This is a genomic window from Pseudomonas sp. TE9122, assembly GCF_056278925.1.
This window is the reverse complement of record NZ_JBWBQI010000001.1, coordinates 492239-513583: the sequence shown is the minus strand read 5'-3', so window position 1 is coordinate 513583 and position 21345 is coordinate 492239. Positions and strand designations below refer to the sequence as shown.

Annotated in this window: 23 protein-coding genes; 12 read left to right on the top strand and 11 right to left on the bottom strand. The window is 59.7% G+C overall.

Features of this window, described 5'->3' with window-relative positions; all coding sequences use genetic code 11:
- Window positions 1-292 precede the first annotated feature (292 nt).
- The 4 genes from ACZ9BE_RS02200 to ACZ9BE_RS02185 form a co-directional block, all read right to left on the bottom strand.
- On the bottom strand, window positions 293-1204 hold the full coding sequence (locus tag ACZ9BE_RS02200; RefSeq protein WP_041478004.1) for an SDR family oxidoreductase: 912 nt from the start codon (window positions 1202-1204) through the stop codon (window positions 293-295).
- A gap of 152 nt (window positions 1205-1356) precedes the next feature.
- Window positions 1357-2259 carry an alpha/beta fold hydrolase gene (locus tag ACZ9BE_RS02195; protein ID WP_150636130.1) on the bottom strand — a complete coding sequence of 301 codons (903 nt, stop codon included), beginning with the start codon at window positions 2257-2259 and terminating at the stop codon, window positions 1357-1359.
- Window positions 2259-3041 (bottom strand): class II aldolase/adducin family protein, encoded by a 783-nt coding sequence (locus ACZ9BE_RS02190; RefSeq protein ID WP_252887335.1) that lies wholly within the window; start codon window positions 3039-3041, stop codon window positions 2259-2261. Before ACZ9BE_RS02190 ends, ACZ9BE_RS02195 begins: the two co-directional genes overlap by 1 nt.
- A 175-nt stretch (window positions 3042-3216) precedes the next feature.
- Window positions 3217-3672, bottom strand: coding sequence for a flavodoxin (locus ACZ9BE_RS02185; protein ID WP_236169713.1), 456 nt, complete (start codon window positions 3670-3672; stop codon window positions 3217-3219).
- A gap of 154 nt (window positions 3673-3826) precedes the next feature.
- On the opposite strand from ACZ9BE_RS02185, the gene ACZ9BE_RS02180 reads away from it, so the two are divergent.
- Together ACZ9BE_RS02180 and ACZ9BE_RS02175 are read left to right on the top strand one after the other, a co-directional pair.
- The gene (locus ACZ9BE_RS02180) at window positions 3827-4303 is read left to right on the top strand and encodes a PAS domain-containing protein (protein ID WP_041478000.1); all 477 of its coding nucleotides are present in this window, start codon (window positions 3827-3829) and stop codon (window positions 4301-4303) included.
- A gap of 54 nt (window positions 4304-4357) precedes the next feature.
- Window positions 4358-4963: a hypothetical protein gene (locus ACZ9BE_RS02175; protein ID WP_024011639.1), complete on the top strand. Its 606-nt coding sequence runs from the start codon at window positions 4358-4360 to the stop codon at window positions 4961-4963.
- 3 nt (window positions 4964-4966) lie between these two features.
- On the opposite strand, the gene ACZ9BE_RS02170 is transcribed toward ACZ9BE_RS02175, so the two are convergent.
- Complete coding sequence (locus ACZ9BE_RS02170) at window positions 4967-5926, bottom strand: MerR family transcriptional regulator (protein WP_150636757.1); 960 nt, start codon at window positions 5924-5926, stop codon at window positions 4967-4969.
- A 211-nt stretch (window positions 5927-6137) separates the two neighbouring features.
- Here ACZ9BE_RS02170 and ACZ9BE_RS02165 point away from each other — a divergent pair, with 211 nt between their 5' ends.
- The 5 genes from ACZ9BE_RS02165 to ACZ9BE_RS02145 all read left to right on the top strand — a co-directional run bounded on the left by ACZ9BE_RS02165 (window position 6138) and on the right by ACZ9BE_RS02145 (window position 8652).
- Complete coding sequence (locus tag ACZ9BE_RS02165) at window positions 6138-6707, top strand: putative antibiotic biosynthesis monooxygenase (RefSeq protein WP_041477999.1); 570 nt, start codon at window positions 6138-6140, stop codon at window positions 6705-6707.
- Window positions 6708-6765: 58 nt separating this feature from the next.
- Window positions 6766-7476: a dihydromonapterin reductase gene (folM, locus tag ACZ9BE_RS02160; protein WP_476248857.1), complete on the top strand. Its 711-nt coding sequence runs from the start codon at window positions 6766-6768 to the stop codon at window positions 7474-7476.
- 72 nt (window positions 7477-7548) lie between these two features.
- Entirely contained in the window at window positions 7549-7920 is a 372-nt protein-coding gene (folX, locus tag ACZ9BE_RS02155) for a dihydroneopterin triphosphate 2'-epimerase (protein WP_016771653.1), read from the top strand.
- 104 nt (window positions 7921-8024) lie between these two features.
- Window positions 8025-8321 (top strand): DUF1244 domain-containing protein, encoded by a 297-nt coding sequence (locus tag ACZ9BE_RS02150; protein WP_039759325.1) that lies wholly within the window; start codon window positions 8025-8027, stop codon window positions 8319-8321.
- Entirely contained in the window at window positions 8314-8652 is a 339-nt protein-coding gene (locus ACZ9BE_RS02145; protein ID WP_039759326.1) for a HopJ type III effector protein, read from the top strand. The genes ACZ9BE_RS02150 and ACZ9BE_RS02145 overlap by 8 nt, the downstream gene beginning before the upstream one ends.
- 189 nt (window positions 8653-8841) lie before the next feature.
- Here the strand turns inward: ACZ9BE_RS02145 and trxB are convergent, their stop codons facing one another.
- The gene (gene trxB / locus ACZ9BE_RS02140) at window positions 8842-9804 is read right to left on the bottom strand and encodes a thioredoxin-disulfide reductase (protein ID WP_016771656.1); all 963 of its coding nucleotides are present in this window, start codon (window positions 9802-9804) and stop codon (window positions 8842-8844) included.
- Between the two features lie 313 nt (window positions 9805-10117).
- Here trxB and cysZ point away from each other — a divergent pair, with 313 nt between their 5' ends.
- On the top strand, window positions 10118-10870 hold the full coding sequence (gene cysZ / locus ACZ9BE_RS02135) for a sulfate transporter CysZ (protein WP_056786736.1): 753 nt from the start codon (window positions 10118-10120) through the stop codon (window positions 10868-10870).
- Between the two features lie 40 nt (window positions 10871-10910).
- Entirely contained in the window at window positions 10911-12110 is a 1200-nt protein-coding gene (locus tag ACZ9BE_RS02130) for a glycosyltransferase family 4 protein (protein WP_095180386.1), read from the top strand.
- 127 nt (window positions 12111-12237) lie between these two features.
- Here ACZ9BE_RS02130 and ACZ9BE_RS02125 read toward each other — a convergent pair whose 3' ends face one another.
- The 3 genes from ACZ9BE_RS02125 to ACZ9BE_RS02115 form a co-directional block, all read right to left on the bottom strand.
- The gene (locus ACZ9BE_RS02125; protein WP_252883189.1) at window positions 12238-13341 is read right to left on the bottom strand and encodes an NADH:flavin oxidoreductase; all 1104 of its coding nucleotides are present in this window, start codon (window positions 13339-13341) and stop codon (window positions 12238-12240) included.
- Window positions 13342-13553: 212 nt separating this feature from the next.
- The gene (locus ACZ9BE_RS02120) at window positions 13554-14036 is read right to left on the bottom strand and encodes a glutathione peroxidase (RefSeq protein WP_236169716.1); all 483 of its coding nucleotides are present in this window, start codon (window positions 14034-14036) and stop codon (window positions 13554-13556) included.
- Between the two features lie 123 nt (window positions 14037-14159).
- On the bottom strand, window positions 14160-14645 hold the full coding sequence (locus ACZ9BE_RS02115) for an FKBP-type peptidyl-prolyl cis-trans isomerase (RefSeq protein WP_056782966.1): 486 nt from the start codon (window positions 14643-14645) through the stop codon (window positions 14160-14162).
- On the opposite strand from ACZ9BE_RS02115, the gene ACZ9BE_RS02110 reads away from it, so the two are divergent.
- From ACZ9BE_RS02110 to ACZ9BE_RS02100, 3 genes are read left to right on the top strand one after another with little or no spacing between them, the layout of a single operon-like run.
- Window positions 14614-14940, top strand: a complete 327-nt coding sequence (locus ACZ9BE_RS02110; protein WP_236169717.1) for a DUF3565 domain-containing protein — start codon at window positions 14614-14616, stop codon at window positions 14938-14940. The two genes, ACZ9BE_RS02115 and ACZ9BE_RS02110, sit on opposite strands and share 32 nt — an antisense overlap.
- Window positions 14941-14991: 51 nt before the next feature.
- Window positions 14992-17091, top strand: coding sequence for a phosphate acetyltransferase (pta, locus tag ACZ9BE_RS02105; protein WP_024011632.1), 2100 nt, complete (start codon window positions 14992-14994; stop codon window positions 17089-17091).
- The gene (locus tag ACZ9BE_RS02100; RefSeq protein ID WP_236169719.1) at window positions 17092-17997 is read left to right on the top strand and encodes an acyltransferase; all 906 of its coding nucleotides are present in this window, start codon (window positions 17092-17094) and stop codon (window positions 17995-17997) included. It begins immediately after the preceding gene.
- 295 nt (window positions 17998-18292) lie between these two features.
- Here ACZ9BE_RS02100 and cysN read toward each other — a convergent pair whose 3' ends face one another.
- Together cysN and cysD are read right to left on the bottom strand one after the other, a co-directional pair.
- A complete protein-coding gene (cysN, locus tag ACZ9BE_RS02095; RefSeq protein WP_073473760.1) occupies window positions 18293-20191 on the bottom strand; it encodes a sulfate adenylyltransferase subunit CysN in 1899 nt (632 codons plus the stop codon).
- Between the two features lie 9 nt (window positions 20192-20200).
- Entirely contained in the window at window positions 20201-21118 is a 918-nt protein-coding gene (gene cysD / locus ACZ9BE_RS02090; RefSeq protein WP_016771664.1) for a sulfate adenylyltransferase subunit CysD, read from the bottom strand.
- Window positions 21119-21345 lie beyond the last annotated feature (227 nt).

The following is a 21345-nucleotide window of genomic DNA, read 5'->3' as shown; positions in this document are numbered from 1 at the left end:
TATTTTTCCTACAGGCTTGAGACCTTATTCTGAGCGCGCTTTCCTCGGCACACGCCGCAAAGCGCCAAGCTCGCCACGCTGAATCGCGAGCGACTGGCTACAGATTCTGGATAAATCGATGTTTTCGGTTTACCGCCCCGCTGTTCACTGACGTTGATTTGTAGCTCCTTGATCCAACGTCTTACCTTGGCCGCTGCGTTTGCAGCGGCCTTTTTTATGGGCGGCTTGCGCGCGATGCACTTGGAGGTGGGAATCAGGGCCCAATTGCAGCCCTGTCGCCTGGAGGGAGGGCCTAAATCGAATACTTCTGCAAATTCGCCATCATTTCCTTCAATGCTTCAATATTGTCCTTCGGATGCGCCGCCCCTTCGAAATCGCAAATCTGCTGCCAGTGCGCCGCGACGTCTTCCGGCGAGAACCCCTCGCGCGGATCGAAGCCGGCACCGAGGCTGCGTTCCCAGCGCACCTTGCCCATCCAGCCGCCGCCGACTTCGAACAGGCCGGACGTTTCCTGGCATTGCTCGCTGGCCAGATACACCACCAGCGGGCTGACCAGTTCCGGCTTCAGTTGCTCGAATACTTGCGGCGGGATCAGGCCCTCGGTCATGCGCGTGCCGCCGGTCGGGGCGATGGCGTTGACCAGAATGTTGTTCTTGCGTCCTTCGATCGCCAGCGTTCGGGTCAACCCGTACAGCCCGAGCTTGGCCATACCGTAGTTGGATTGGCCGAAATTGCCATAGATGCCTGAAGTCGACGCAGTGAAAATCACGCGACCGTAGTTTTGCTCGCGCAGATGCGGCCAAGCGGCACGGGTAACCTTGTAGGCGCCTTCGACGTGGACGCGATAGACCAGATCCCAGTCGGCGTCGTCCATCTTGTGAAATGACTTGTCGCGCAGGATCCCGGCGTTGTTGACTACGACGTCGACGCGGCCGAAGGCATCAAGGGCGTTCTGTACCAGTTTGTCGCCGTCAGTCACCGAGTCGTGGTTGGCTTCGGCAATACCGCCGGCCTCGCGGATTTGCGCCACTACGCGGTCGGCAGCCGAAGCGTTGGCGCCCTCGCCCTGCGTCGAGCCACCGAGATCGTTGACCAGCACTTTGGCGCCCTGCCTGGCGAACAGCAGCGCATGCGCACGACCGAGGCCGCCACCGGCGCCGGTCACTATCACGACTTTATCTTCGAAACGCACAGGTTCATTCATCGCGGCAACTCCAGCAGGCCAAGGGATATTGCCCCGAGTGTCAGGCACGGCGCTTTGGGTCACAACGAACACGGCTGCGGCTGAATGGTGGGCGATAAGGCTGAGGGATGATCGAGTGTCAGGACGCCGAGAGCCCGTGCTCTCGGCGAGAATCAGGAGTACGCCACTTTGCGCGGAGGCAATACCAGACGATCGCGGAACGCCAGATAGTGCTTGAGTACCAGCACCGGCGCCTCGGTTTGCGGATAGTGGCCGATGCCGGGTAAGAGCACGGTGTCTGCATCAGGGATCAGTTCGCGATATCGCTCGACCATGTGCACGCCGGAGATCGGGTCAAATGCGCCGTCGATCACCCGCAAGGGAATGTCACCCTGCTGCATGGCCGTCACCCAGCGCTCACGTTGCACCCGGCGCTCGGGAATGTAAGTGATCAATTTGTGCAGGATGCGCGGGCCATGGTTGCTGTCGACCAGACTCCAGTAATCATCCAGTTCGCTTTCAGTCGGCTGGGTCTGCGGGCCGAAGATCTGCCGGAAACCTTTGACCAACGCCTCACGACTGAATGCGCGACCAAGCAGCCAGCCAATCGGACTGAGCAGCAGTTTCTGCATCAGCAGTGGACGATGGGTTTCCGGAAACAGACCGCCATTAAGGAATACGCAACTGGCCACTTCAATGCGCTTTTCGTAGTGCCGCGCGAGCAGTTCCTGAGCAACGCTGTCGCCATAGTCGTGGGCAAGAATATGCACCGCTTGTTCAACCTGCAGATGGGCGAGCAGCGCCTGTTGCAGATCGGCCTGTTCCAGCAGGCTATAGGTGTGATTGCGCGGTTTTGCCGAATCGCCGAAACCGAGCATATCGCAGGCGATCACCTGATAACGCTGGGCCAGTGGCTGCCACAGGTAATGCCAATCCCAACTGGCGGTGGGGAAACCGTGAATCAACAACAGCGGTTCACCCTGCCCGACTGTCCAGTAGCGGATCGACTGGCCACGAAAGACAAAAGTCCGGCTGCGCTTGCGCCAGACACACAAAGGAATCTCGGCAAGTGGCATTAGAATTTATACCCCGGATCCTGCAGGTCGAGTTTGCGCAGCAGCGCCGGCCACGCCAGCGCGCCGCCCATGCCCTGCGCGCTCTTGGTGACGCCGGCAATCATCGCTTTGGCGCCGGCGAGAATCTGCGGTTCGATGGCGATCAGTTCGGTCCCTCCAGTCTGCGCCATGACCTGAATGTCGCAGGTCCGCTGGAAGGTGAACATCATCAGAAAAGTGTCGGCGATAGTCCCGCCGCAGGTGAGCAGACCGTGGTTGTGCAGCATGAGGAAACTGTTGTCGCCGAGATCGGCTTGCAGGCGCGCCTTTTCTTCATGATTCAGGGCCACGCCCTCGTAGGCGTGATAGGCCAGGCTCGACAACACAAACAGTGACTGTTGACTGATCGGCAGCACCCCCTGCCTTTGCGCCGACACCGCAACGCCTGACGCGGTGTGCGTATGCAGCACACAAACCACATCGTGGCGCACCTCGTGGACGGCGCTGTGAATGGTATAGCCGGCGGGGTTGATTTCGTAGGGGCTGTCCATGAGTTTGTTGCCGGCCTGATCGACTTTCACCAGGCTTGAGGCGGTAATCTCGTGGAACATCAGGCCAAACGGATTGATCAGGAAATCTTCAGTGCCGGGCACCTTGGCCGAGATATGCGTGAAGATCAGATCGTCCCAGCCGTGCAGCGCGACCAGACGGTAACAGGCGGCAAGATCAACGCGGGTCTGCCACTCGGCAGCGCTGACCTGATCTTTGACGTTCGGCGACGATTGGACGGGGGCTACGCTCACTGTATGCACCTCTGCGTTCTTCTTGTTCTGCTCGTGTCAGCAGTCTAGTCAGGCGCAGGGCATCGCGTAGTTGCATTGGCAGCCAGCTTGATGACTGAACGAGTCAGCCTGGCAAACAGCCTGGATCCGTTGCAATGCAACAACGCTTATAAGGTGCAGCGATTATTGCCCGCAATCAGCCCTTGAGCGCTTCGATCAGCTGCGCCAGCCACGGCTCGGCATCGGTTTCCGGCGTGACGCTTTCGCTGGCGTCGATGCGCAACATTTCCTGAACCTCGTTTACGCCCAGTTCGGCAAACAGTTCGCGCATCTGCTCGCCACCGCCGCAGAAGGTGTCGCCATAGCTGGCATCACCGAGGGCAATCACCGCGCCGGGCAGGCCCCGCAACGAAGCAGGCAACTGATCGCGCAGCATCGAATACAACGGTTGCAGGTTGTCCGGCAGCTCGCCCATGCCAGTGGTCGAAGTGACGGCCAAAAGAGCCTCAGGAGCGAACGCCTGAATATCGGCCAGCGCGGCCCGCGAGTTGTAGAAGGTTTCAAAGCCGGCGGCTTTCAGCAGGTCCTGAGCGTGGCGGGCGACTTCTTCGGCGGTGCCGTAGACTGAACCTGAGAGGATGGCGACTTTCATCAATCTGATCCTGGAACTGAAAAAAAAGAGCCGCGATAGTAACAGCCCATGCCGCGAAGTTGCGATTGGCTCTCAATGCAAGCGGATGGCCTATAGACAGTCCGCGGCTTTCTTCTAGAATGCCTGCCACTGACATAACGGAAGGGATTCTCGGATGATCAACGCCCGTCTGCTGCAAATGGTGATCAATGCTTCAAACGAAGGAATCGTCGTCGCCGAAAAGGAAGGTGATCGAGATAACATTCTTATCTACGTCAACCCCGCCTTTGAGCGCATGACCGGTTATACCAGCGAAGAGATCCTTTATCAGGACTGTCGTTTCCTCCAGGCTGGGGACCGTGATCAACTCAGTCTGCAACCGATTCGCGACACATTGCGCGAAGGCGGCTCGTGTCGTGAGGTTCTGCGCAACTACCGCAAGGATGGCACGCCGTTCTGGAACGAATTGTCATTGTCGACGGTAAAGAATGCCGAGGACGGGCAGACTTATTTCATCGGCGTGCAGAAGGATGTGACGGTTCAGGTCAAGGCGCAGCAGCGGGTTGCACAGCTGGAAGCTCAGGTGGCGGCGCTGCAAAGCGAGCTGGCGGCACTCAAAGCGACGAACGGCGCAAACAAAACCGCGAACTGACGGTCATTAACTACAATCACCAATGACTTTGTAACTATTCACTTCGAGTTAGCCATGCAGCGCGACGCCCTCCTCACCCAGGACGAGCTGGATTTCATCCAGACAATGCAGCACAACCCGCAACTGAACGTGCGGGATGCGACGTCGAGTCTGCTGGTTAATGGTGGTTCGCAGATCCGTGACCTGCTGACACGTCTGGCTGCTCACGAGCAAGTGACGATCCAGGCCAACTTCGAAAATCAGCAGATGACCTTCCCGCTGCATCTGGTGGAAGACGAGTTCCACGCACTGCATCTGCGTCTCGGGGTGCCGAGCATCTATGAAGATGGCCCGATGGTGCGGCCGTGGCGCCTGGTATTGGAAGAGCCGGTGGCATTGGAAAACGCCAAAGGCCAGCCCGGCACGCTGTGGGTGCACGAGGTGTCGCACAAAGGTGTGTTGCTGGAAGTGCGCAACAAGACCAAACCACCGAAACATTTCGCCCTGTGGTTCAGCCCTTCCGGTTATGAGCGCATCTCGTTGCGCGGCCATTTCGAGCGTGAAACCGAGCAAGGTTTCTTCGCTTACGAACTGAGCCAGACCGATGCCGACGAAACCGAGCGCCTGCGCCAGTTCATCCTTCAACAGCATCGCCTGACCCACCCCGCCCTGCACGCCTGAGTCTCAGGTATCCAGCTTGCCTGCCATGAATTGCTTCATGCGTTGACGCATTGTTGCGCCCTCGTTACCCAGACATGCAACGGATGAGCCGGCCAGACTGTCTTCGGCCAGTTCCGAGGCATCGCCGGCCAGCATCAATTGGCAATCGAGGCTCAGTGCCAGACGATTCAGGCGCCGGGGCAGCTCTGGGGCGGGGGCATGATTGGAAAACAACACAAGTGCGTCAGGCTTGACCTTTTCGCAGACCAGCGTCAATTCATCGAACGGCTGGCCCGTGGTCAGCACCCGCACGCCAGAGTCGTTGCCGCTGAGAAACAACGCCGCGACCAGCAACTCCAGCTCTCTGCACTGCCCCGCGAGCGCGCTGACAATCACCCGACGCGGTTGCGCACCCCGCAACATGACAATGCGCTGCAGTACACGCACCCTGAGAAATCCGTCGAGAAACAACCATTCGCTGGTTTGCCCGAAAGCGTCCTGGCGCTGCAGCAGTTGACGCCACAACGGCATCAGAATGGCTTCGAACACCACCGGCAGCGCGTACGACGAGAAAATCTGCCCGTAGACGCGATCCAGCTGCTGATCGTCGAACGCACTGACCGCCTGCTGAACCTGCTCCTGCCATTGCTTGTAATCGGCCTGCACATGGTCATCGGGGATGAAGTTTGCCAGCACCTTCAGAGGCTCTGTTTTCGCCAGGATCTTGCCGACTTTGCTCACGGCCACGCCGCGATCGATCCAGTCGACAATGCTGCGCACGCGCTCGATATCGTTCATTGAATACAAACGATGCCCGCTTTCGGTGCGCGTCGGCTGGATGAGTCCGTAACGGCGCTCCCAGGCACGCAGGGTCACCGGGTTGACGCCAGTCAGGCGCGCCACTTCGCGGATGGGAAAAAGCTCTTCGCGCTCGATCGTGCCGAGTGCTGTCGAAGCCGGGCGAGGATCCGTGATTACAGGCATCTGGCGGTCAACTTCCATGTCGGTTCATTGGATCCCATTTTAAACATGATGGACTGGAAACCTTCAAGTAGTGATCTGCGACGAAAGTGGCTGGTTTAATCGACAAAATCAGGAATAATCCTTGCTTGTTGTAAAGCGCAAGCCTCTACCCCGGCCTGCGTCAGGCGAAGCTCTTACCCGGAGCGACGCACTCGAAATACGGAGATACAAAATGTCTACTTCCCCCGTCACGCTAATGGTAGCGCGTCGCGTCGCCGATGGCCGTTATCACGATCTTATCGCCTGGTTGCGCGAAGGCGAGCAACTGGCCACCGACTTCCCCGGCTACCTCGGCTCCGGCGTCCTCGCGCCACCGCCCGGTGACAACGAATTCCAGATTATCTTCCGCTTTGTCGATGAGCAGACCCTGCACGCGTGGGAATACTCGGCGTCGCGTACCGCCTGGCTTAACCGCGGCAGCGATTTGTTCGAACATCCTAAAGAGCACCGGGTCAGCGGCATTGAAGGCTGGTTTGGTGCTGCCGGCCAACGCCCGCCGCGCTGGAAACAGGCCGTGGCGATCTGGCTGGCGTTTTTTCCAGTGTCGCTGATATTCAACTTTGCCCTCGGCCCGCTCCTCGCTGAGCTGAGCCTGTTGCCGCGCATCTTGATCGGCACGGCGTGCCTGACGCCGCTGATGGTGTATTTCTTCATCCCGTTGTCGACGCGTCTGCTGGCGAACTGGTTGAACAGCACGCCGACGAGGCCATTGGCTGGCGCACCGTCGGCGCAGAATCGCTGATCCGCAGCGGGCGGCGAGCCTGTTATAGTTTTCGCTTCAACCGCGATGCGAGCCGCCCATGCCAGATTCCGCAGCCCCGATCCTCATCACCGGCGCCGGCCAGCGTGTCGGTTTGCACTGCGCGCAGCGCTTGATCGAGGATGGCCACCCGCTGACTTTCACTTACCGCACCGAGCGACCGGGCGTACAGGCCCTTCGCGATCTCGGCGCGACAGCGCTGTTCGCGGATTTTTCCAGTGAGGCAGGAATACTGGCCTTCATTGATTCACTGAAAGCGCACACCGACAGTTTGCGCGCGATCGTGCACAACGCCTCCGAATGGCTGGCGGAAACCCAGGGCAGCGAAGCACAAGCCTTCAATCGCATGTTCAACATTCACATGCTCGCGCCTTACCTGATCAACCTGCACTGCGCCGGGTTGCTGCAGCGCTCGACGCCTGCCGACATCATCCACATCAGCGACGATGTCACCCGCAAAGGCAGCAGCAAGCACATCGGTTATTGCGCCAGCAAGGCCGGGCTCGACAGTCTGACCCTGTCGTTTGCCGCGCGCTTTGCGCCGGCCATCAAGGTTAACGGCATCGCCCCGGCGCTGTTATTGTTCAACCCCGACGATGACGCGGCGTACCGCGCCAAGGCACTGGCCAAGTCCGCCTTGGGTATTGAGCCGGGCAGCGAGGTGATCTACCAGAGCCTGCGCTATCTGCTCGACAATCCCTATGTCACCGGCACGACCCTGACCGTCAACGGCGGCCGGCACGTCAAATAGGCCGTCCCGCTTCGGCCGCGAGTCGAGTAAGATCCACCTGAACGCCTGCAATAGACTGGACGGAGCAAATCAATGCCACAACTTCAACCGGGGATGGCGCGCATCCGGGTCAAGGATCTGCGCCTGCGCACCTTTATCGGCATCAACGAGGACGAAATCCTCAACAAGCAGGATGTGCTGATCAACCTGACCATTCTGTACGCGGCTCAGGAAGCGGTGCGTGACAACGACATCGACCACGCGCTGAATTACCGCACCATCACCAAGGCAATCATCGCCCACGTCGAAGGCAACCGCTTCGCGCTGCTCGAACGCCTGACCCAGGAATTGCTCGATCTGGTGATGACCAATGCATCGGTGCTGTATGCCGAAGTCGAAGTCGACAAGCCCCACGCGCTGCGCTTCGCCGAATCGGTATCGATTACGCTCGCAGCGAGCCGCTAGCTTCAAGCTTCAAGCTTCAAGCCGTAAGCGTTAATCTAACGCCCCCCACAATTCAATCTTGCAGCTTGTAGCTTGCCGCTTGAAGCTGTCTCGAAGAGACCCTTATGACCGAGCAACAACGCCTGGAACTCGAAGCCGCCGCCTTTCGCCGACTGGTCGCTCACCTCGACAGCCGCAAGGACGTGCAGAACATCGACCTGATGAACCTCGCCGGGTTCTGCCGCAACTGCCTGTCGAAATGGTACAAGGCCGAAGCCGACCAACGTCAGATCGAGGTCAGCCTCGATGACGCCCGCGAGGTGGTGTACGGCATGCCCTACGCCGAGTGGAAAGCCCAATACCAGCAAGAAGCCAGCGCCGAGCAGCAAGCAGCGTTTGCCAAAGGAAAACCCAATGACTGATCTGAACACCCTGCGCGCCAGCCTCAAGAGTGGCGAGCATGCTTTCGCCGACACCCTGGCGTTCATCGCCGCCGGTTATGACTACCAGCCGCAAGCATTCAACAACGGCGGCGTGGAAAACGCTGCCGGGCAGAACGAAGGCTCGTGCAAGACCCTGGGTCTGGCACTGCTGGAAGGCTTGAGCGATGAAGAAGCGCTGCTGGCTTTCGGCGAGCATTACCGTTCGGTCCTGGCGACGCCCGAGGGCAGCGATCACGGCAATATCCGCGCGTTGATCAAGCACGGCCTGGCCGGGGTGAAATTCAGCGCCCAACCCCTGAACCGCCGCTGATCCCAACAGCCACACATGCCCCCTGTGGGAGCGAGCCTGCTCGCGAAGACGGACTGACATTCATCGAAGATGTCGACTGATACACCGCTTCGCGAGCAGGCTCGCTCCCACACTGGATGCGTGGCGACTGCGAATCTCGGGCACAAAAAAACCGGCCAATCTGGCCGGTTTTTTTTATGCCCTGCGGTCTTAGAACGTGGCGTTCTGCAAGCCGTCCAGGTAACGCTCGGTGTCCAGTGCCGCCATGCAACCGGCGCCGGCCGAGGTGATGGCCTGACGGTAAACGTGGTCAGCCACGTCACCGGCAGCGAAGATGCCTTCGACGCTAGTGGCCGTCGCATTGCCTTCACGGCCGCCCTGCACAACCAGGTAACCGTCTTTCAGCGTCAACTGGCCTTCGAACAGCGAAGTGTTCGGAGTGTGGCCAATGGCGATGAACACGCCGTCGACTTTGATTTCGTCGAAGCTGCCATCGTTGTTGCGCAGACGCGCACCGGTTACGCCCATGTTGTCGCCGAGGACTTCGTCCAGGTTGGCGTTCAACTTGAGAATGATCTTGCCTTCAGCCACACGAGCGTTGAGCTTGTCGATCAGGATCTTCTCGGCGCGGAAGGTTTCGCGACGGTGGATCAGGGTCACGGTGCTGGCGATGTTGGCCAGGTACAGCGCTTCTTCGACAGCGGTGTTGCCACCGCCAACCACGGCGACCGGCTTGTTGCGGTAGAAGAAACCGTCGCAGGTTGCGCAGGCCGACACACCTTTGCCCATGAACGCTTCTTCCGACGGCAGACCCAGGTAACGGGCGCTGGCGCCAGTGGCGATGATCAGCGCATCGCAGGTATAGACGGCGCTGTCGCCGGTCAGGGTGTACGGCTTGGCAGCGAAGTCCACGGCGTTGATGTGATCGAAAACGATCTCGGTCTCGAAACGCTCGGCGTGCTCGCGCATGCGCTCCATCAACACCGGACCGGTCAGGCCATGAACATCACCCGGCCAGTTGTCGACTTCGGTGGTGGTGGTCAGTTGACCGCCGGCCTGCATGCCGGTGATCAGCAGTGGCTTGAGGTTGGCGCGGGCCGCGTAGACCGCAGCGCTGTAACCGGCGGGGCCGGAACCGAGAATGATCACTCGCGAATGACGGACTTCAGACATGAATCTGCTCCTGTTGGCCGGCCATGAAAAAATCTGGCGCGGACGCCGGACGGCCGGCGGAATAAAAAAGGACCGTGGACACCTTGGGGAAGGCTTGAACTCGACAGTCCTGTAAAAAGTTGGGTGCAGCGTATCGAGGGGGGCAAGATTAAGGAAATACGGTTTAACAATCCAGCTCATAGGTGGTCTCTATGCCGAGACGGTGACGAGATAGACCTCTTTGTTACAGTGAATGTCGATTGCTCTGCCGCGCTTTCGCCGCTGGGGCAAAGTCGGTAACGTCGGCGCGATTTCCCTTGCTTCGGAGCACCTTATGCCCGCCCCTGTTCTGTCAGGCCCGCAATACCTGCGCGAAGGCCTCAAACTGGTCCTGAGCCCTGGCCTGCGCCTGTTCGTGTTGTTGCCGCTGGCTATCAACCTGGTGCTGTTCGTCGGATTGATCTATCTGGCCGGCCACCAGTTCAGCCTGTGGGTCGACACGCTGATGCCCTCGTTGCCTGAATGGCTGAGTTTCCTCAGCTATATCCTCTGGCCATTGTTCGTGGTCCTGGTGGCCTTGATGGTGTTTTTCACCTTCACCATGCTCGCCAACATCATTGCCGCACCGTTCAACGGCTTCCTTGCGGAAAAAGTCGAAGTGGTGGTGCGCGGTACCGATGATTTCCCGGCGTTCAGTTGGGGCGAACTGATCGCGATGGTCCCACGCACCCTCGCCCGGGAAATGCGCAAGCTCGGCTACTTCCTGCCGCGTGCGATAGGTCTGTTTATTCTTTCGTTTATCCCGGTGGTAAATATCGTCGCCGCGCCGTTATGGCTGCTGTTCGGTGTGTGGATGATGGCCATCCAGTACATCGACTACCCGGCGGATAACCACAAACTCGGCTGGAACGAGATGCTGGCCTGGCTGCGGCAGAAGCGCTGGCAGAGCATGAGTTTTGGCGGGATCGTTTATCTGGTGTTGCTGATTCCCGTGGTGAACATCCTGATGATGCCAGCGGCGGTGGCCGGAGCGACATTGTTCTGGGTGCGCGAACGTGGCGCCGAAAACCTGGTGATACAGCACTGACCGCGTCACAAATCCATCATCCGATCGTAACAAGCTCGACATGGCCTCAGCCGACACTGAGGTCATGACGACAGCTCTACATATCACCCTCATCAGCGAAACCTTCCCACCGGAAATCAACGGCGTGGCCAATACCCTTGGCCGCTTGTGCGAGGGTTTGCGCGCACGAGGGCATCAGGTGGAGCTGGTGCGCCCGCGCCAGGCCGGTGATCCACAACGCAGCGAAGACGATGCACTGTTGCTGTGTCGCGGATGGCCGCTGCCGGGCTATCCGGGGCTGCAATGGGGCCAGTCGTCGATGCATAAACTGCTGCGGCGCTGGAAACGCCAGCGCCCCGATGTGCTGTACATCGCCACGGAAGGCCCGCTGGGATTGTCAGCACTGCGCGCCGCACGGCGCCTGGGGATTGCGGTGGTGAGCGGCTTTCACACCAACTTCCAGCAATACACCAGCCAGTACGGCCTCGGTCTGCTGACGCGGATGCTTACCCACTACCTGCGCTGGTTTCACAATCGTTCGGCAATGACTTTGGTGCCGAGCGCCAGTCAGCGCCTGGAGTTGGAGCGGCGGCATTTCGAGCGGCTGGCGTTGTTGTCGCGGGGTGTGGACAGCCAGTTGTTTCATCCGAGCAAACGTCAGAGCGCGTTGCGTGAGCAATGGGGGCTCTCTGACACGGATATCGCGGTCATCCACGTAGGAAGGCTCGCCCCGGAGAAAAATCTGGGCCTGCTCAAACGCTGCTTTGAAACCCTGTGTGAGACTTATCCACAGCGCCATCTGAAGCTGATCGTGGTCGGTGACGGCCCGCAGCGTTCGGCGCTGGAAAAAGAATTGCCGGAAGCGATCTTCTGCGGCGCGCAGCGGGGTGAAGTACTGGCGGCGCACTATGCCTCAGGGGATCTGTTTGTATTTCCCAGCCTCACCGAAACTTTCGGCAATGTGGTGCTGGAAGCCCTGGCTTCGGGACTTGGCGTTATTGCTTATGACCAAGCAGCGGCGGCGCAGCATATTCGCCATGGCTACAACGGCGTTTCGGCAATGCCCGGCGATGAGCAGGCGTTTTGCGAAGCGGCGGCGTGGTTGCTGGAGGAAGATGAACGGTTGCGTTGTGTGCGGCTGAATGCGCGGCAGCATGGCAGTCGCCAGGGCTGGGCGGCGATTATCGAGCAATTCGAGGGGTATTTGCGGGGGGCTTGTGCGGGGGAGTTGGTGGTGCCTGGGGCGCAGACACAACCATAGATTTGCGTCGACATAGAAACAGCGTTCGCGAGCAGGCTCGCTCCCACATGGACACCGCATTCCGTCATATGAAATGCAGTAGAGGGGGGGAGCGAGCCTGCTCGCGAAAAGGTCGAACTGGCGCTGCTTAAACCAAGGTCATCAACGCCTCACGACTGAACGGCAGAATATCCTGCTCACGTCCTTCACGGACTTTCTGCGCCCAGTCCGGATCGACCAGCAGCGCGCGGCCCACTGCTACCAGGTCGAACTCTTCTTTGTCCAGACGCTCCAGCAGATTTTCCAGGCTGGCCGGTTGCGCGACCTTGTCGGTGTTGACCATGAACTGCAGGAACTCGCCGTCCAGGCCGACGCTGCCCACGGTGATGGTCGGTTTGCCGGTCAGCTTGCGGGTCCAGCCAGCGAGGTTCAGATCCGAGCCGTCGAACTCCGGCTCCCAGAAGCGTCGGGTCGAGCAGTGGAAAATGTCCACGCCAGCGTCGGACAGCGGCTTGAGAAACTCGCCCAGCGCTTCGGGGGTTTGTACCAGACGCGCGGTGTAATCCTGCTGCTTCCATTGCGAGAAGCGGAAGATGATCGGGAAACCCTCACCGACAGCCGCGCGTACTGCTTGAATCAATTCGATGGCAAAACGCGAACGGTTGGCCAGGCTGCCACCGTATTCATCGCTGCGCTGATTGCTGCCTTCCCAGAAGAACTGGTCGATCAGATAGCCGTGGGCGCCATGGATTTCCACACCGTCCATGCCGATGCTTTGCGCATCTTTGGCAGCCTGGGCAAACGCAGCGATCACGTCCTGGATGTCCTGCTTGGTCATGCCGTGAACCACGACCTGACCGTCCTTGAGTTTTTCCGACGGACCGTAGCCCGGCACGCTGGCGTCCGGCTCGGTGCCGAGGCGGCGTACGCTGCCGACATGCCACAGTTGCGGGACGATCTTGCCGCCCTCGGCGTGCACGGCGTCGACAACTTTTTTCCAGCCGGCCAGCGGCGCTTCACCGAAAAACTGCGGCACGTTTGGATAGCCATTGGACGCGATGTGGCCGACCGTGGTGCCTTCGGTGATGATCAAGCCAACCCCAGCGGCCGCACGACGACGGTAGTACTCGATGACTTTGGAATTCGGCACGCCGCCCGGGGAGAACGAGCGGGTCATTGGCGCCATGACGACGCGGGTCGGCAGTTCGAGGGCGCCGAGGTGGAACGGTTTGAACAGGGCTTTAACGGGCATCGAGAGGCTCCACGAAAACATTGGCGACAGGCATGAATCGATATGACGCCGATAATATTGAGAGTCGAGAGCTCTGAACAGCATTATTGATTTTGGTGATTAAGGATCAAAAGATTGAAAAGCAAAAGATCGCAGCCTTCGGCAGCTCTTACACGAGATTGGTGTTCTCCCTGTAGGAGCTGCCGAAGGCTGCGATCTTTTGATGCTACTTTTCAGCTCAGCGCTTTTTCAATCGCATGCACGATCGTCGGATCATCCGGCGCCGTGCGCGGCGAAAACCGCGCCAGCACCCGGCCGTCCTTGCCGAGCAGAAACTTCTCGAAATTCCAGGTGATGTCGCCGGGAAACTCGGCGCCCTCGCCCGCCAGCAGGCGATACAACTGATGCCGTTCGTGGCCGTTGACTTCGAGTTTGCTCGCCAACGGGAACGTCACGCCATAGTTGAGGCTGCAGAATTCCTGGATTTCCTTTTCCGAGCCTGGCTCTTGACCGGCAAACTGGTTGCACGGCAGGCCCAGCACAGTGAAGCCTTTGGCCTTGTATTGCTGGTAGAGGTTTTCCAGTGCCGCGTACTGGGGGGTCAAGCCGCATTTGGAGGCCACGTTGACCACCAGCACGACTTGGCCCTTGAACGGCGCCAGCGGTAGCTCCTGACCATCCAGGCCGGTCAACTTAAGGTCGTGAAAAGCACTCATGCCGAACTCCAGGATTCTCGTGTTCTACTCGAAACAGCCACTTGGCGAGGCCACCAAGGACAGCCGCGGACTAAAAAGGCGCCCACAGGCGCCTCTCCAGTACTCGAAGCTTAGCGCAGAAAATCAGTGGTGATGGCCACCTTCGCCATGGACGTGACCATGAGCGATTTCTTCCTGGCTGGCGTCACGGATATCAACGATCTTAACCTTGAAGTTCAGGCGCTGACCGGCCAGAGGGTGGTTGCCATCAACGGTGACGTCGTCGCCGTCCAGGTCACGAATGGTGACGATCTGCATCTGGCCGTCCGGCGCCGAAGCGTGGAACTGCATGCCGACTTCCAGCTCGTCAACGCCTTCGAACATGCTGCGGCTCAGGGTGCTGACCAGCTCGGCGGCGTATTCGCCGTAAGCATCTTCCGGCTCAACGGCCACTTCCAGCTCGTCGCCGACAGCTTTGCCTTCCAGGGCTTTTTCCAGGCCCGGGATGATGTTGCCTGCACCTTGCAGGTAAACCAGCGGAGCGCCGCCGGCGGAGCTGTCGATGACCTCACCAGCGTCGTTGGTCAGGGTATAGTCGATGGAGACAGCCTTATTGGCGGCGATCAGCATGGGGCGAGACCTTTTGCATAAGAATATAGAAAGGCCAAGTTTAGCGAAGCAATCGCGTGAAAGCGACCACAACCCGGACAAACGGGTTTCGACCATCACCGGCTTCCATCAGGACGAAGAAGGCCATTGGGTGGTCGAGCTTTCCTGTGGCCACACCCAGCACCTGCGCCACCAGCCGCCGTGGCAAACCCGCGCCTGGGTCCTGGATCCGGCGCAACGTATTGAAAAAACAGGTCAACCCTTTGCCTGCGGTTGGTGTGCACAAGGCTCGGTTAGCGATAACCTTGGCGACTGAATTTCGGTAGTCGGCCAGACATAGGCTGACACCCTTGCATAGAGAATTCCCATGCAAACTTTTTTTATCGCCCCCACCGATTTTGGCGTGGGTCTGACCTCCATCAGCCTCGGGCTGGTGCGCACGCTTGAACGCGCCGGGCTGAAAGTCGGCTTCTTCAAACCGATCGCCCAGCCACATCCGGGCGACACCGGCCCTGAACGTTCCACCGAACTGGTGGCGCGCACCCATGGCCTGAAACCGCCACAACCGCTGGGGCTGGCGCACGTTGAACGCATGCTCGGCGACGGTCAGCTCGACGAACTGCTCGAAGAAATCATCGCCCTGTATCAGCAAGCGGCGGTCGGCAAAGACGTGCTGGTGGTCGAAGGCATGGTGCCGACCCGCAGCGCCAGTTACGCCGCGCGGGTCAATCTGCACCTGGCCAAGAGTCTGGATGCCGAGGTGATTCTGGTCTCGGCGCCGGAAAACGAAGTGCTCGCCGAGCTTTCTGGCCGTGTCGAGCTTCAGGCTCAATTGTTCGGTGGCCCGAAAGATCCGAAAGTCCTCGGGGTGATCCTCAACAAGGTCAAGACCGACGAGAGCATGGACGCCTTCGCCACGCGTCTGAAGGAGCATTCGCCGTTGCTGCGCAGCGGTGATTTCCGCTTGCTTGGCTGCATCCCGTTTCAGCCGGAACTCAATGCGCCACGCACCCGCGACGTCGCCGACCTGATGGGCGCGCAAGTGCTCAACGCGGGCGACTACGAAACCCGGCGCATGAGCAAAATCATCATTTGCGCACGAACCATGCGCAACACCGTCGAGCTGCTCAAGCCCGGCGTGCTGGTGGTGACGCCGGGCGATCGCGACGACATCATCCTCGCCGTCAGCCTCGCAGCGATCAACGGTGTGCCGCTGGCCGGCCTGTTGCTGACCAGTGACACCCTGCCCGACCCGCGCATCATGGACCTCTGCCGGGGCGCGTTGCAGGCCGGTCTGCCGGTGTTGTCGGTGAGCACCGGCTCGTACGACACCGCCAATCTGCTCAATGGCCTGAACAAGGAAATCCCGATCGATGACCGCGAGCGCGCGGAGATCATCACTGATTTCGTCGCCAGCCACCTCGACGCCAACTGGCTGCATCAGCGCTGCGGTACGCCTCGGGAGATGCGCCTGTCGCCGGCAGTGTTCCGCTATCAATTGATCCAGCGCGCGCAAGCGGCGAACAAGCGCATCGTCTTGCCCGAAGGCAGCGAGCCGTTCACCGTGCAAGCGGCGGCAATCTGTCAGGAACGCGGGATCGCCCGCTGCGTGCTATTGGCCAAACCCGAAGACGTCGAAGCGGTCGCCCGCGCGCAAGGTATCGTGCTGCCGCCGGGTCTGGAAATCCTTGACCCGGACCACATCCGCGAGCGTTACGTCGAGCCGATGGTCGCTCTGCGCAAGAGCAAAAGCCTCAACGCACCGATGGCCGAGCAACAACTGGAAGACACCGTGGTGATCGGCACCATGATGCTTGCGCTGGATGAGGTCGACGGCCTGGTTTCGGGTGTGATCAACACCACCGCCAACACCATCCGCCCCGCCCTGCAACTGATCAAGACCGCACCGGGCTGCACGCTGGTGTCGTCGGTATTCTTCATGCTGTTCCCCGAAGAAGTGCTGGTCTACGGCGACTGCGTGATGAATCCACACCCGAGCGCCGCGGAACTGGCCGAGATCGCCCTGCAAAGCGCTGACTCGGCGGCCGCATTCGGTATCACTCCACGGGTGGCGATGATCAGCTATTCCAGCGGCGAATCGGCTCGCGGTGAAGAAGTCGAGAAAGTCCGCGAGGCGACTCTGCTGGCTCATGAGCAACAGAATTCGCTGCTGATCGACGGCCCGTTGCAATACGACGCCGCCGCCAACGCCGACGTCGCGCGGCAACTGGCGCCGAACAGTCAGGTCGCCGGGCGCGCCACGGTGTTTGTGTTCCCCGATCTGAACACCGGCAACACTACGCACAAAGCCGTGCAGCGCAGCGCCGATTGCGTCAGCCTCGGGCCGATGCTGCAAGGCCTGCGCAAACCGGTGAACGACCTGCCGCGCGGCGCGCAAGTCGATGACATCGTCTACACCATCGCGCTCACCGCGATTCAAGCCGCCAACCGACCTATGGATGTATAAATGCTGGATTTTCTACCCGCACCCGTGCGCGGCGTGATCGCCTCGCTGCTGTTGGCGCTCAATACGATTCTGCTGTGCTCGTTTCTGTTCTGCGTGGCGCTGGTCAAGGCCCTGCCGTTTGCCTTTACCCAGCGCATTGCCGGTTGGCTGATGAGCCACACTCACGAGGCGTGGATCAGCAACAACAAGGGCTGGATGAATCTGGTACGGCGCACCCGCTGGCACGTCAGCGGCCTGCAAGGCCTCGACTATCAGCACTCGTACCTGATCACCAGCAACCACCAGAGCTGGGTGGATATTCTGGTGCTGCAATACGTGCTCAACCGCAAAATTCAACCGCTGAAGTTTTTCCTCAAGCAGGAGCTGATCTGGGTGCCGGTGATTGGCCTGGCCTGGTGGGCGCTGGGCTTTCCGTTCATGAAGCGCTACTCCAAGGCGTACCTGGAAAAACACCCGGAAAAGAAAGGCAAGGACCTGGAAACAACGCGCAAGACCTGCGCGAAATTCCGCCATAACCCGGTGGGGATTTTCAACTTCGTCGAAGGCACACGCTTCACCGAAGGCAAGCATGCGCAGCAGCAGTCACCGTTCAAGTACCTGCTCAAGCCCAAGGCCGGCGGGATCGCCTTTGTGCTGGATGCGATGGGCGAACAGCTGGAGTCGATCGTCAACGTGACGATTCATTATCCAGCGGGGCGTCCAGGGTTCTGGGATTTGCTCTGCGGCAATGTGCGCGATGTGGTGGTGCATTTTGAGGAAATCAAAATCCCGCCGGCATTCATCGGCAAGAACTACGACCAGGACGGCGAGTATAGATTGCAGTTCCAGGGCTGGATCAATCAGCTGTGGCTGGACAAGGATGCGTTGCTGGAGCAGATGCACCGCGAATATCCAGGTCACCAATAAACCCCTGTGGGAGCGAGCCTGCTCGCGAAAGCGGTGGATCAGCTTGCAAAGATGTTGAATGAGATAAAGCTTTCGCGAGCAGGCTCGCTCCACAGTTGATCGTTCCCACGCTCCGCGTGGGAATGCAGCCCGGGACGCTCCGCGTCCCTGCCGAAGCGGACGCGGAGCGTCCAATGAGGCATTCCCACGCGGAGCGTGGGAAGGATCACCCAACACTAAAAAGCCCGCCGATGATCACTCACCGGCGGGCTTTTTCTTGCCGCTTGCAGCTAGTAGCTTGTCGCTGCTTCAATGCTTATATCGCGCCACGCTGACGCAACAGCTCCAGCACTTGCTTGACGCTTTCTTCCAGACTCAGCGACTGCGTGTCGATCACCAGATCGGCATTGAGCGGCACGTCGTACGGGAAGGATTCGCCCGGGATATTGTCGCCGCCAGCAGCGTACAGCCCTTGCGGATCACGCTCGGCGCACACGGTCGGCGAGGCCTGCACGTAGACCGTCAGCAAGCGATCCTTGCCGATCAGTTCCTTGGCCTGCTCGCGACCTTCGGCACTTGGCGCGACGAACGCGGCCAGGGTCAGCAGCCCCGCTTCGTTGAACTGACGCGCCACGTGGGCGGCTCGACGCCAGTTCTCGGTACGCCCGGCGCGATCCTGTGGCAGACCTTTGTTCAAGTCATGACGCAGGTTCTGGCCATCGAGTACAAACACCGCGCGGCCCATGTCGAACAGCTTGCGCTCGACCGCATACGCCAGGGTGCTTTTACCCGCGCCGGACAGGCCGCTGAACAGCACGGTGGCCGGTTGCTGGCCGAAGCGCTGGGCGCGTTCTTCAGTCGCCACGTGGGCCAGTTTGCCGTGGTGGGTGGCAGTGCCATGCGCTACAGGCTGAGCGACGATCATGCCGGCGCCAACGGTGCCGTTGGTCAGGCGATCGATGACGATGAATGCGCCGGTGGTGCGGTTGCTCTCGTAACCGTCGAGGGCGATCGGCGCGTCGAGCGCGATCTTCACCTTACCGATTTCGTTGAGCTGCAACGCGCTCGCCGGGCCTTCTTCCAATGTGTTCACGTCGACCTTGTTGACGATGCTGGCGATGGAGCCCGGCACGTAACTGGTGGCGCGTTTGATGTCGTATTTCTTGCCCGGCAGCATCGGCTCTTCAGCCATCCACACCAGCATCGCTTCGAAGCTGTCGGTGACCGGCGGCACGTTGTCGGCATGCACCAACAGGTCGCCACGGGAGATGTCGATTTCGTCTTCCATGGTCAGGGTTACCGCCTGACCGGGACCTGCGTGTTCCAGCTCACCTTCGAAGGTGACGATGGATTTCACCCGGCTGCTCTTGCCCGACGGCAGCACCACGACTTCGTCGCCCTTGTGCACAATGCCGCTGGCCAGGGTGCCGGCGAAACCACGGAAGTTCAGGTTCGGACGGTTGACGTACTGCACCGGGAAACGCAGATCGGTGAAGTTGCGATCGCCCGCCACTTCCACTGTCTCGAGAATTTCCATCAGCGACTGGCCGGTGTACCACGGCGAGCGCTCGGACTTGTTCACCACGTTGTCGCCTTTAAGGGCAGACATCGGCACGAAGTGCATGCTGGTCGGCTTCATCTTCAAGCCTTCGGCGAACTTCAGGTAGTCGGCCTTGATCGACTCGAACACGCCTTCGTCGAAATCCTTCAAGTCCATCTTGTTGATGGCGACGACGATGTGTTTGATGCCCAGCAACGAAGCAATGAAGCTGTGACGACGGGTCTGGGTCTGCACGCCGTAACGGGCGTCGACCAGAATGATCGCCAGGTCACAGGTGGACGCACCGGTGGCCATGTTGCGGGTGTACTGCTCATGGCCGGGGGTGTCGGCGATGATGAATTTGCGCTTGGCGGTGGAGAAATAGCGGTAAGCGACATCAATGGTGATGCCCTGCTCACGCTCGGCCTGCAGACCGTCGACCAGCAATGCCAGGTCGATGTCGTCACCGGTGGTGCCGACTTTCTTCGAATCGCGGGTAATGGCTTCGAGATGATCTTCATAGATCATTTTCGAGTCGTGCAGCAGGCGCCCGATCAGGGTGCTCTTGCCGTCATCGACGTTACCGCAGGTCAAAAAGCGCAGCAGCTCTTTACGTTCGTGCTGGCCCAGGTAGGCGAGGATGTCCTCGCTGATCAAATCAGAAACATGCGACATGACAGCCCCTTAGAAATAGCCTTGACGTTTTTTGTCTTCCATTGAGCCTGCGCCATCGTGGTCGATGACCCGGCCCTGGCGCTCGGAAGTTCGCGTCAGGAGCATTTCCTGAATGATGTCCGTAAGGCTTTCGGCCTCGGACTCCACCGCGCCCGTCAACGGGTAGCAGCCAAGGGTGCGGAACCGCACTTTCTTTTTCACGATGCGCGCTTTGTCTTCATCGGACAGGTGCTCGAGGATGCGCTCGTCGTCGATCATGATCAGCGTGCCGTTCTTCTCGATCACTTCGCGTTCGGCGGCGAAGTACAGCGGCACAATCGGGATGCCTTCGAGGTAGATGTACTGCCAGATATCCAGTTCGGTCCAGTTCGACAACGGGAATACACGAATGGATTCGCCCTTGTTGACCTTGCCGTTGTAGACGTTCCACAGCTCCGGACGCTGGTTTTTCGGGTCCCAGCGGTGTTTGCTGTCGCGGAACGAGTACACGCGCTCTTTGGCGCGGGATTTCTCTTCATCGCGACGGGCGCCGCCGAACGCTGCGTCGAAACCATGCTTGTCGAGTGCCTGTTTCAGGCCTTCGGTTTTCATGATGTCGGTGTGCTTGGCGCTGCCGTGGGTGAACGGGTTGATGTTCTGCGCTACGCCATCGGGGTTGATGTGGGTAATCAGGTCCAGGCCCAAGTCTTCGACCATCTTGTCGCGGAACTTGTACATTTCCTGGAATTTCCAGCGGGTGTCGACGTGCATCACCGGAAACGGCAGTTTGCCCGGGAAGAACGCCTTGCGTGCCAGGTGCAGCATCACGGCGGAGTCTTTACCGATGGAGTACAGCATCACCGGGTTATCGAACTCGGCGGCCACCTCGCGGATGATGTGGATGCTTTCCGCCTCCAGCTGTTTCAGATGCGTCAGTTTGTCGACCATGGCTACTCACGAAAGCTTTCTTATGAACGGCCAGCGGGCCGTGTTCGAGCGAGGAATCCTAGCACAGCGACCTCTTCTAATCAGGACGCCAACTAGATCGAAAGGGTATATGAATATGCCCACCAGTTCGGCCGTCAGGGCCGAACGGAGGAGCGAGCCTGCTCGCGAAGGCGGAGTGTCAGGCACCTTTGTATTGAAGGTCTGACGACTTCGCGAGCAGGCTCGCT

Excerpts from the sequence above, each read along its gene's own strand:
- pta (WP_024011632.1), top strand. The coding sequence starts at position 14,992 with ATGCAAACTTTTTTTATCGCCCCCACCGATTTTGGCGTGGGTCTGACC.
- ACZ9BE_RS02170 (WP_150636757.1), bottom strand. The coding sequence starts at position 5,926 with ATGCCTGTAATCACGGATCCTCGCCCGGCTTCGACAGCACTCGGCACG.
- ACZ9BE_RS02185 (WP_236169713.1), bottom strand. The coding sequence starts at position 3,672 with ATGAAAGTCGCCATCCTCTCAGGTTCAGTCTACGGCACCGCCGAAGAA.
- ACZ9BE_RS02125 (WP_252883189.1), bottom strand. The coding sequence starts at position 13,341 with ATGCCCGTTAAAGCCCTGTTCAAACCGTTCCACCTCGGCGCCCTCGAA.
- ACZ9BE_RS02145 (WP_039759326.1), top strand. The coding sequence starts at position 8,314 with ATGACTGATCTGAACACCCTGCGCGCCAGCCTCAAGAGTGGCGAGCAT.
- folM (WP_476248857.1), top strand. The coding sequence starts at position 6,766 with ATGCCAGATTCCGCAGCCCCGATCCTCATCACCGGCGCCGGCCAGCGT.
- ACZ9BE_RS02130 (WP_095180386.1), top strand. The coding sequence starts at position 10,911 with ATGGCCTCAGCCGACACTGAGGTCATGACGACAGCTCTACATATCACC.
- cysN (WP_073473760.1), bottom strand. The coding sequence starts at position 20,191 with ATGTCGCATGTTTCTGATTTGATCAGCGAGGACATCCTCGCCTACCTG.
- ACZ9BE_RS02175 (WP_024011639.1), top strand. The coding sequence starts at position 4,358 with ATGCAGCGCGACGCCCTCCTCACCCAGGACGAGCTGGATTTCATCCAG.
- ACZ9BE_RS02100 (WP_236169719.1), top strand. The coding sequence starts at position 17,092 with ATGCTGGATTTTCTACCCGCACCCGTGCGCGGCGTGATCGCCTCGCTG.
- ACZ9BE_RS02200 (WP_041478004.1), bottom strand. The coding sequence starts at position 1,204 with ATGAATGAACCTGTGCGTTTCGAAGATAAAGTCGTGATAGTGACCGGC.
- cysZ (WP_056786736.1), top strand. The coding sequence starts at position 10,118 with ATGCCCGCCCCTGTTCTGTCAGGCCCGCAATACCTGCGCGAAGGCCTC.
- ACZ9BE_RS02195 (WP_150636130.1), bottom strand. The coding sequence starts at position 2,259 with ATGCCACTTGCCGAGATTCCTTTGTGTGTCTGGCGCAAGCGCAGCCGG.
- ACZ9BE_RS02180 (WP_041478000.1), top strand. The coding sequence starts at position 3,827 with ATGATCAACGCCCGTCTGCTGCAAATGGTGATCAATGCTTCAAACGAA.
- ACZ9BE_RS02150 (WP_039759325.1), top strand. The coding sequence starts at position 8,025 with ATGACCGAGCAACAACGCCTGGAACTCGAAGCCGCCGCCTTTCGCCGA.
- ACZ9BE_RS02165 (WP_041477999.1), top strand. The coding sequence starts at position 6,138 with ATGTCTACTTCCCCCGTCACGCTAATGGTAGCGCGTCGCGTCGCCGAT.
- ACZ9BE_RS02110 (WP_236169717.1), top strand. The coding sequence starts at position 14,614 with ATGGAGACAGCCTTATTGGCGGCGATCAGCATGGGGCGAGACCTTTTG.
- ACZ9BE_RS02115 (WP_056782966.1), bottom strand. The coding sequence starts at position 14,645 with ATGCTGATCGCCGCCAATAAGGCTGTCTCCATCGACTATACCCTGACC.
- ACZ9BE_RS02120 (WP_236169716.1), bottom strand. The coding sequence starts at position 14,036 with ATGAGTGCTTTTCACGACCTTAAGTTGACCGGCCTGGATGGTCAGGAG.
- trxB (WP_016771656.1), bottom strand. The coding sequence starts at position 9,804 with ATGTCTGAAGTCCGTCATTCGCGAGTGATCATTCTCGGTTCCGGCCCC.
- cysD (WP_016771664.1), bottom strand. The coding sequence starts at position 21,118 with ATGGTCGACAAACTGACGCATCTGAAACAGCTGGAGGCGGAAAGCATC.
- folX (WP_016771653.1), top strand. The coding sequence starts at position 7,549 with ATGCCACAACTTCAACCGGGGATGGCGCGCATCCGGGTCAAGGATCTG.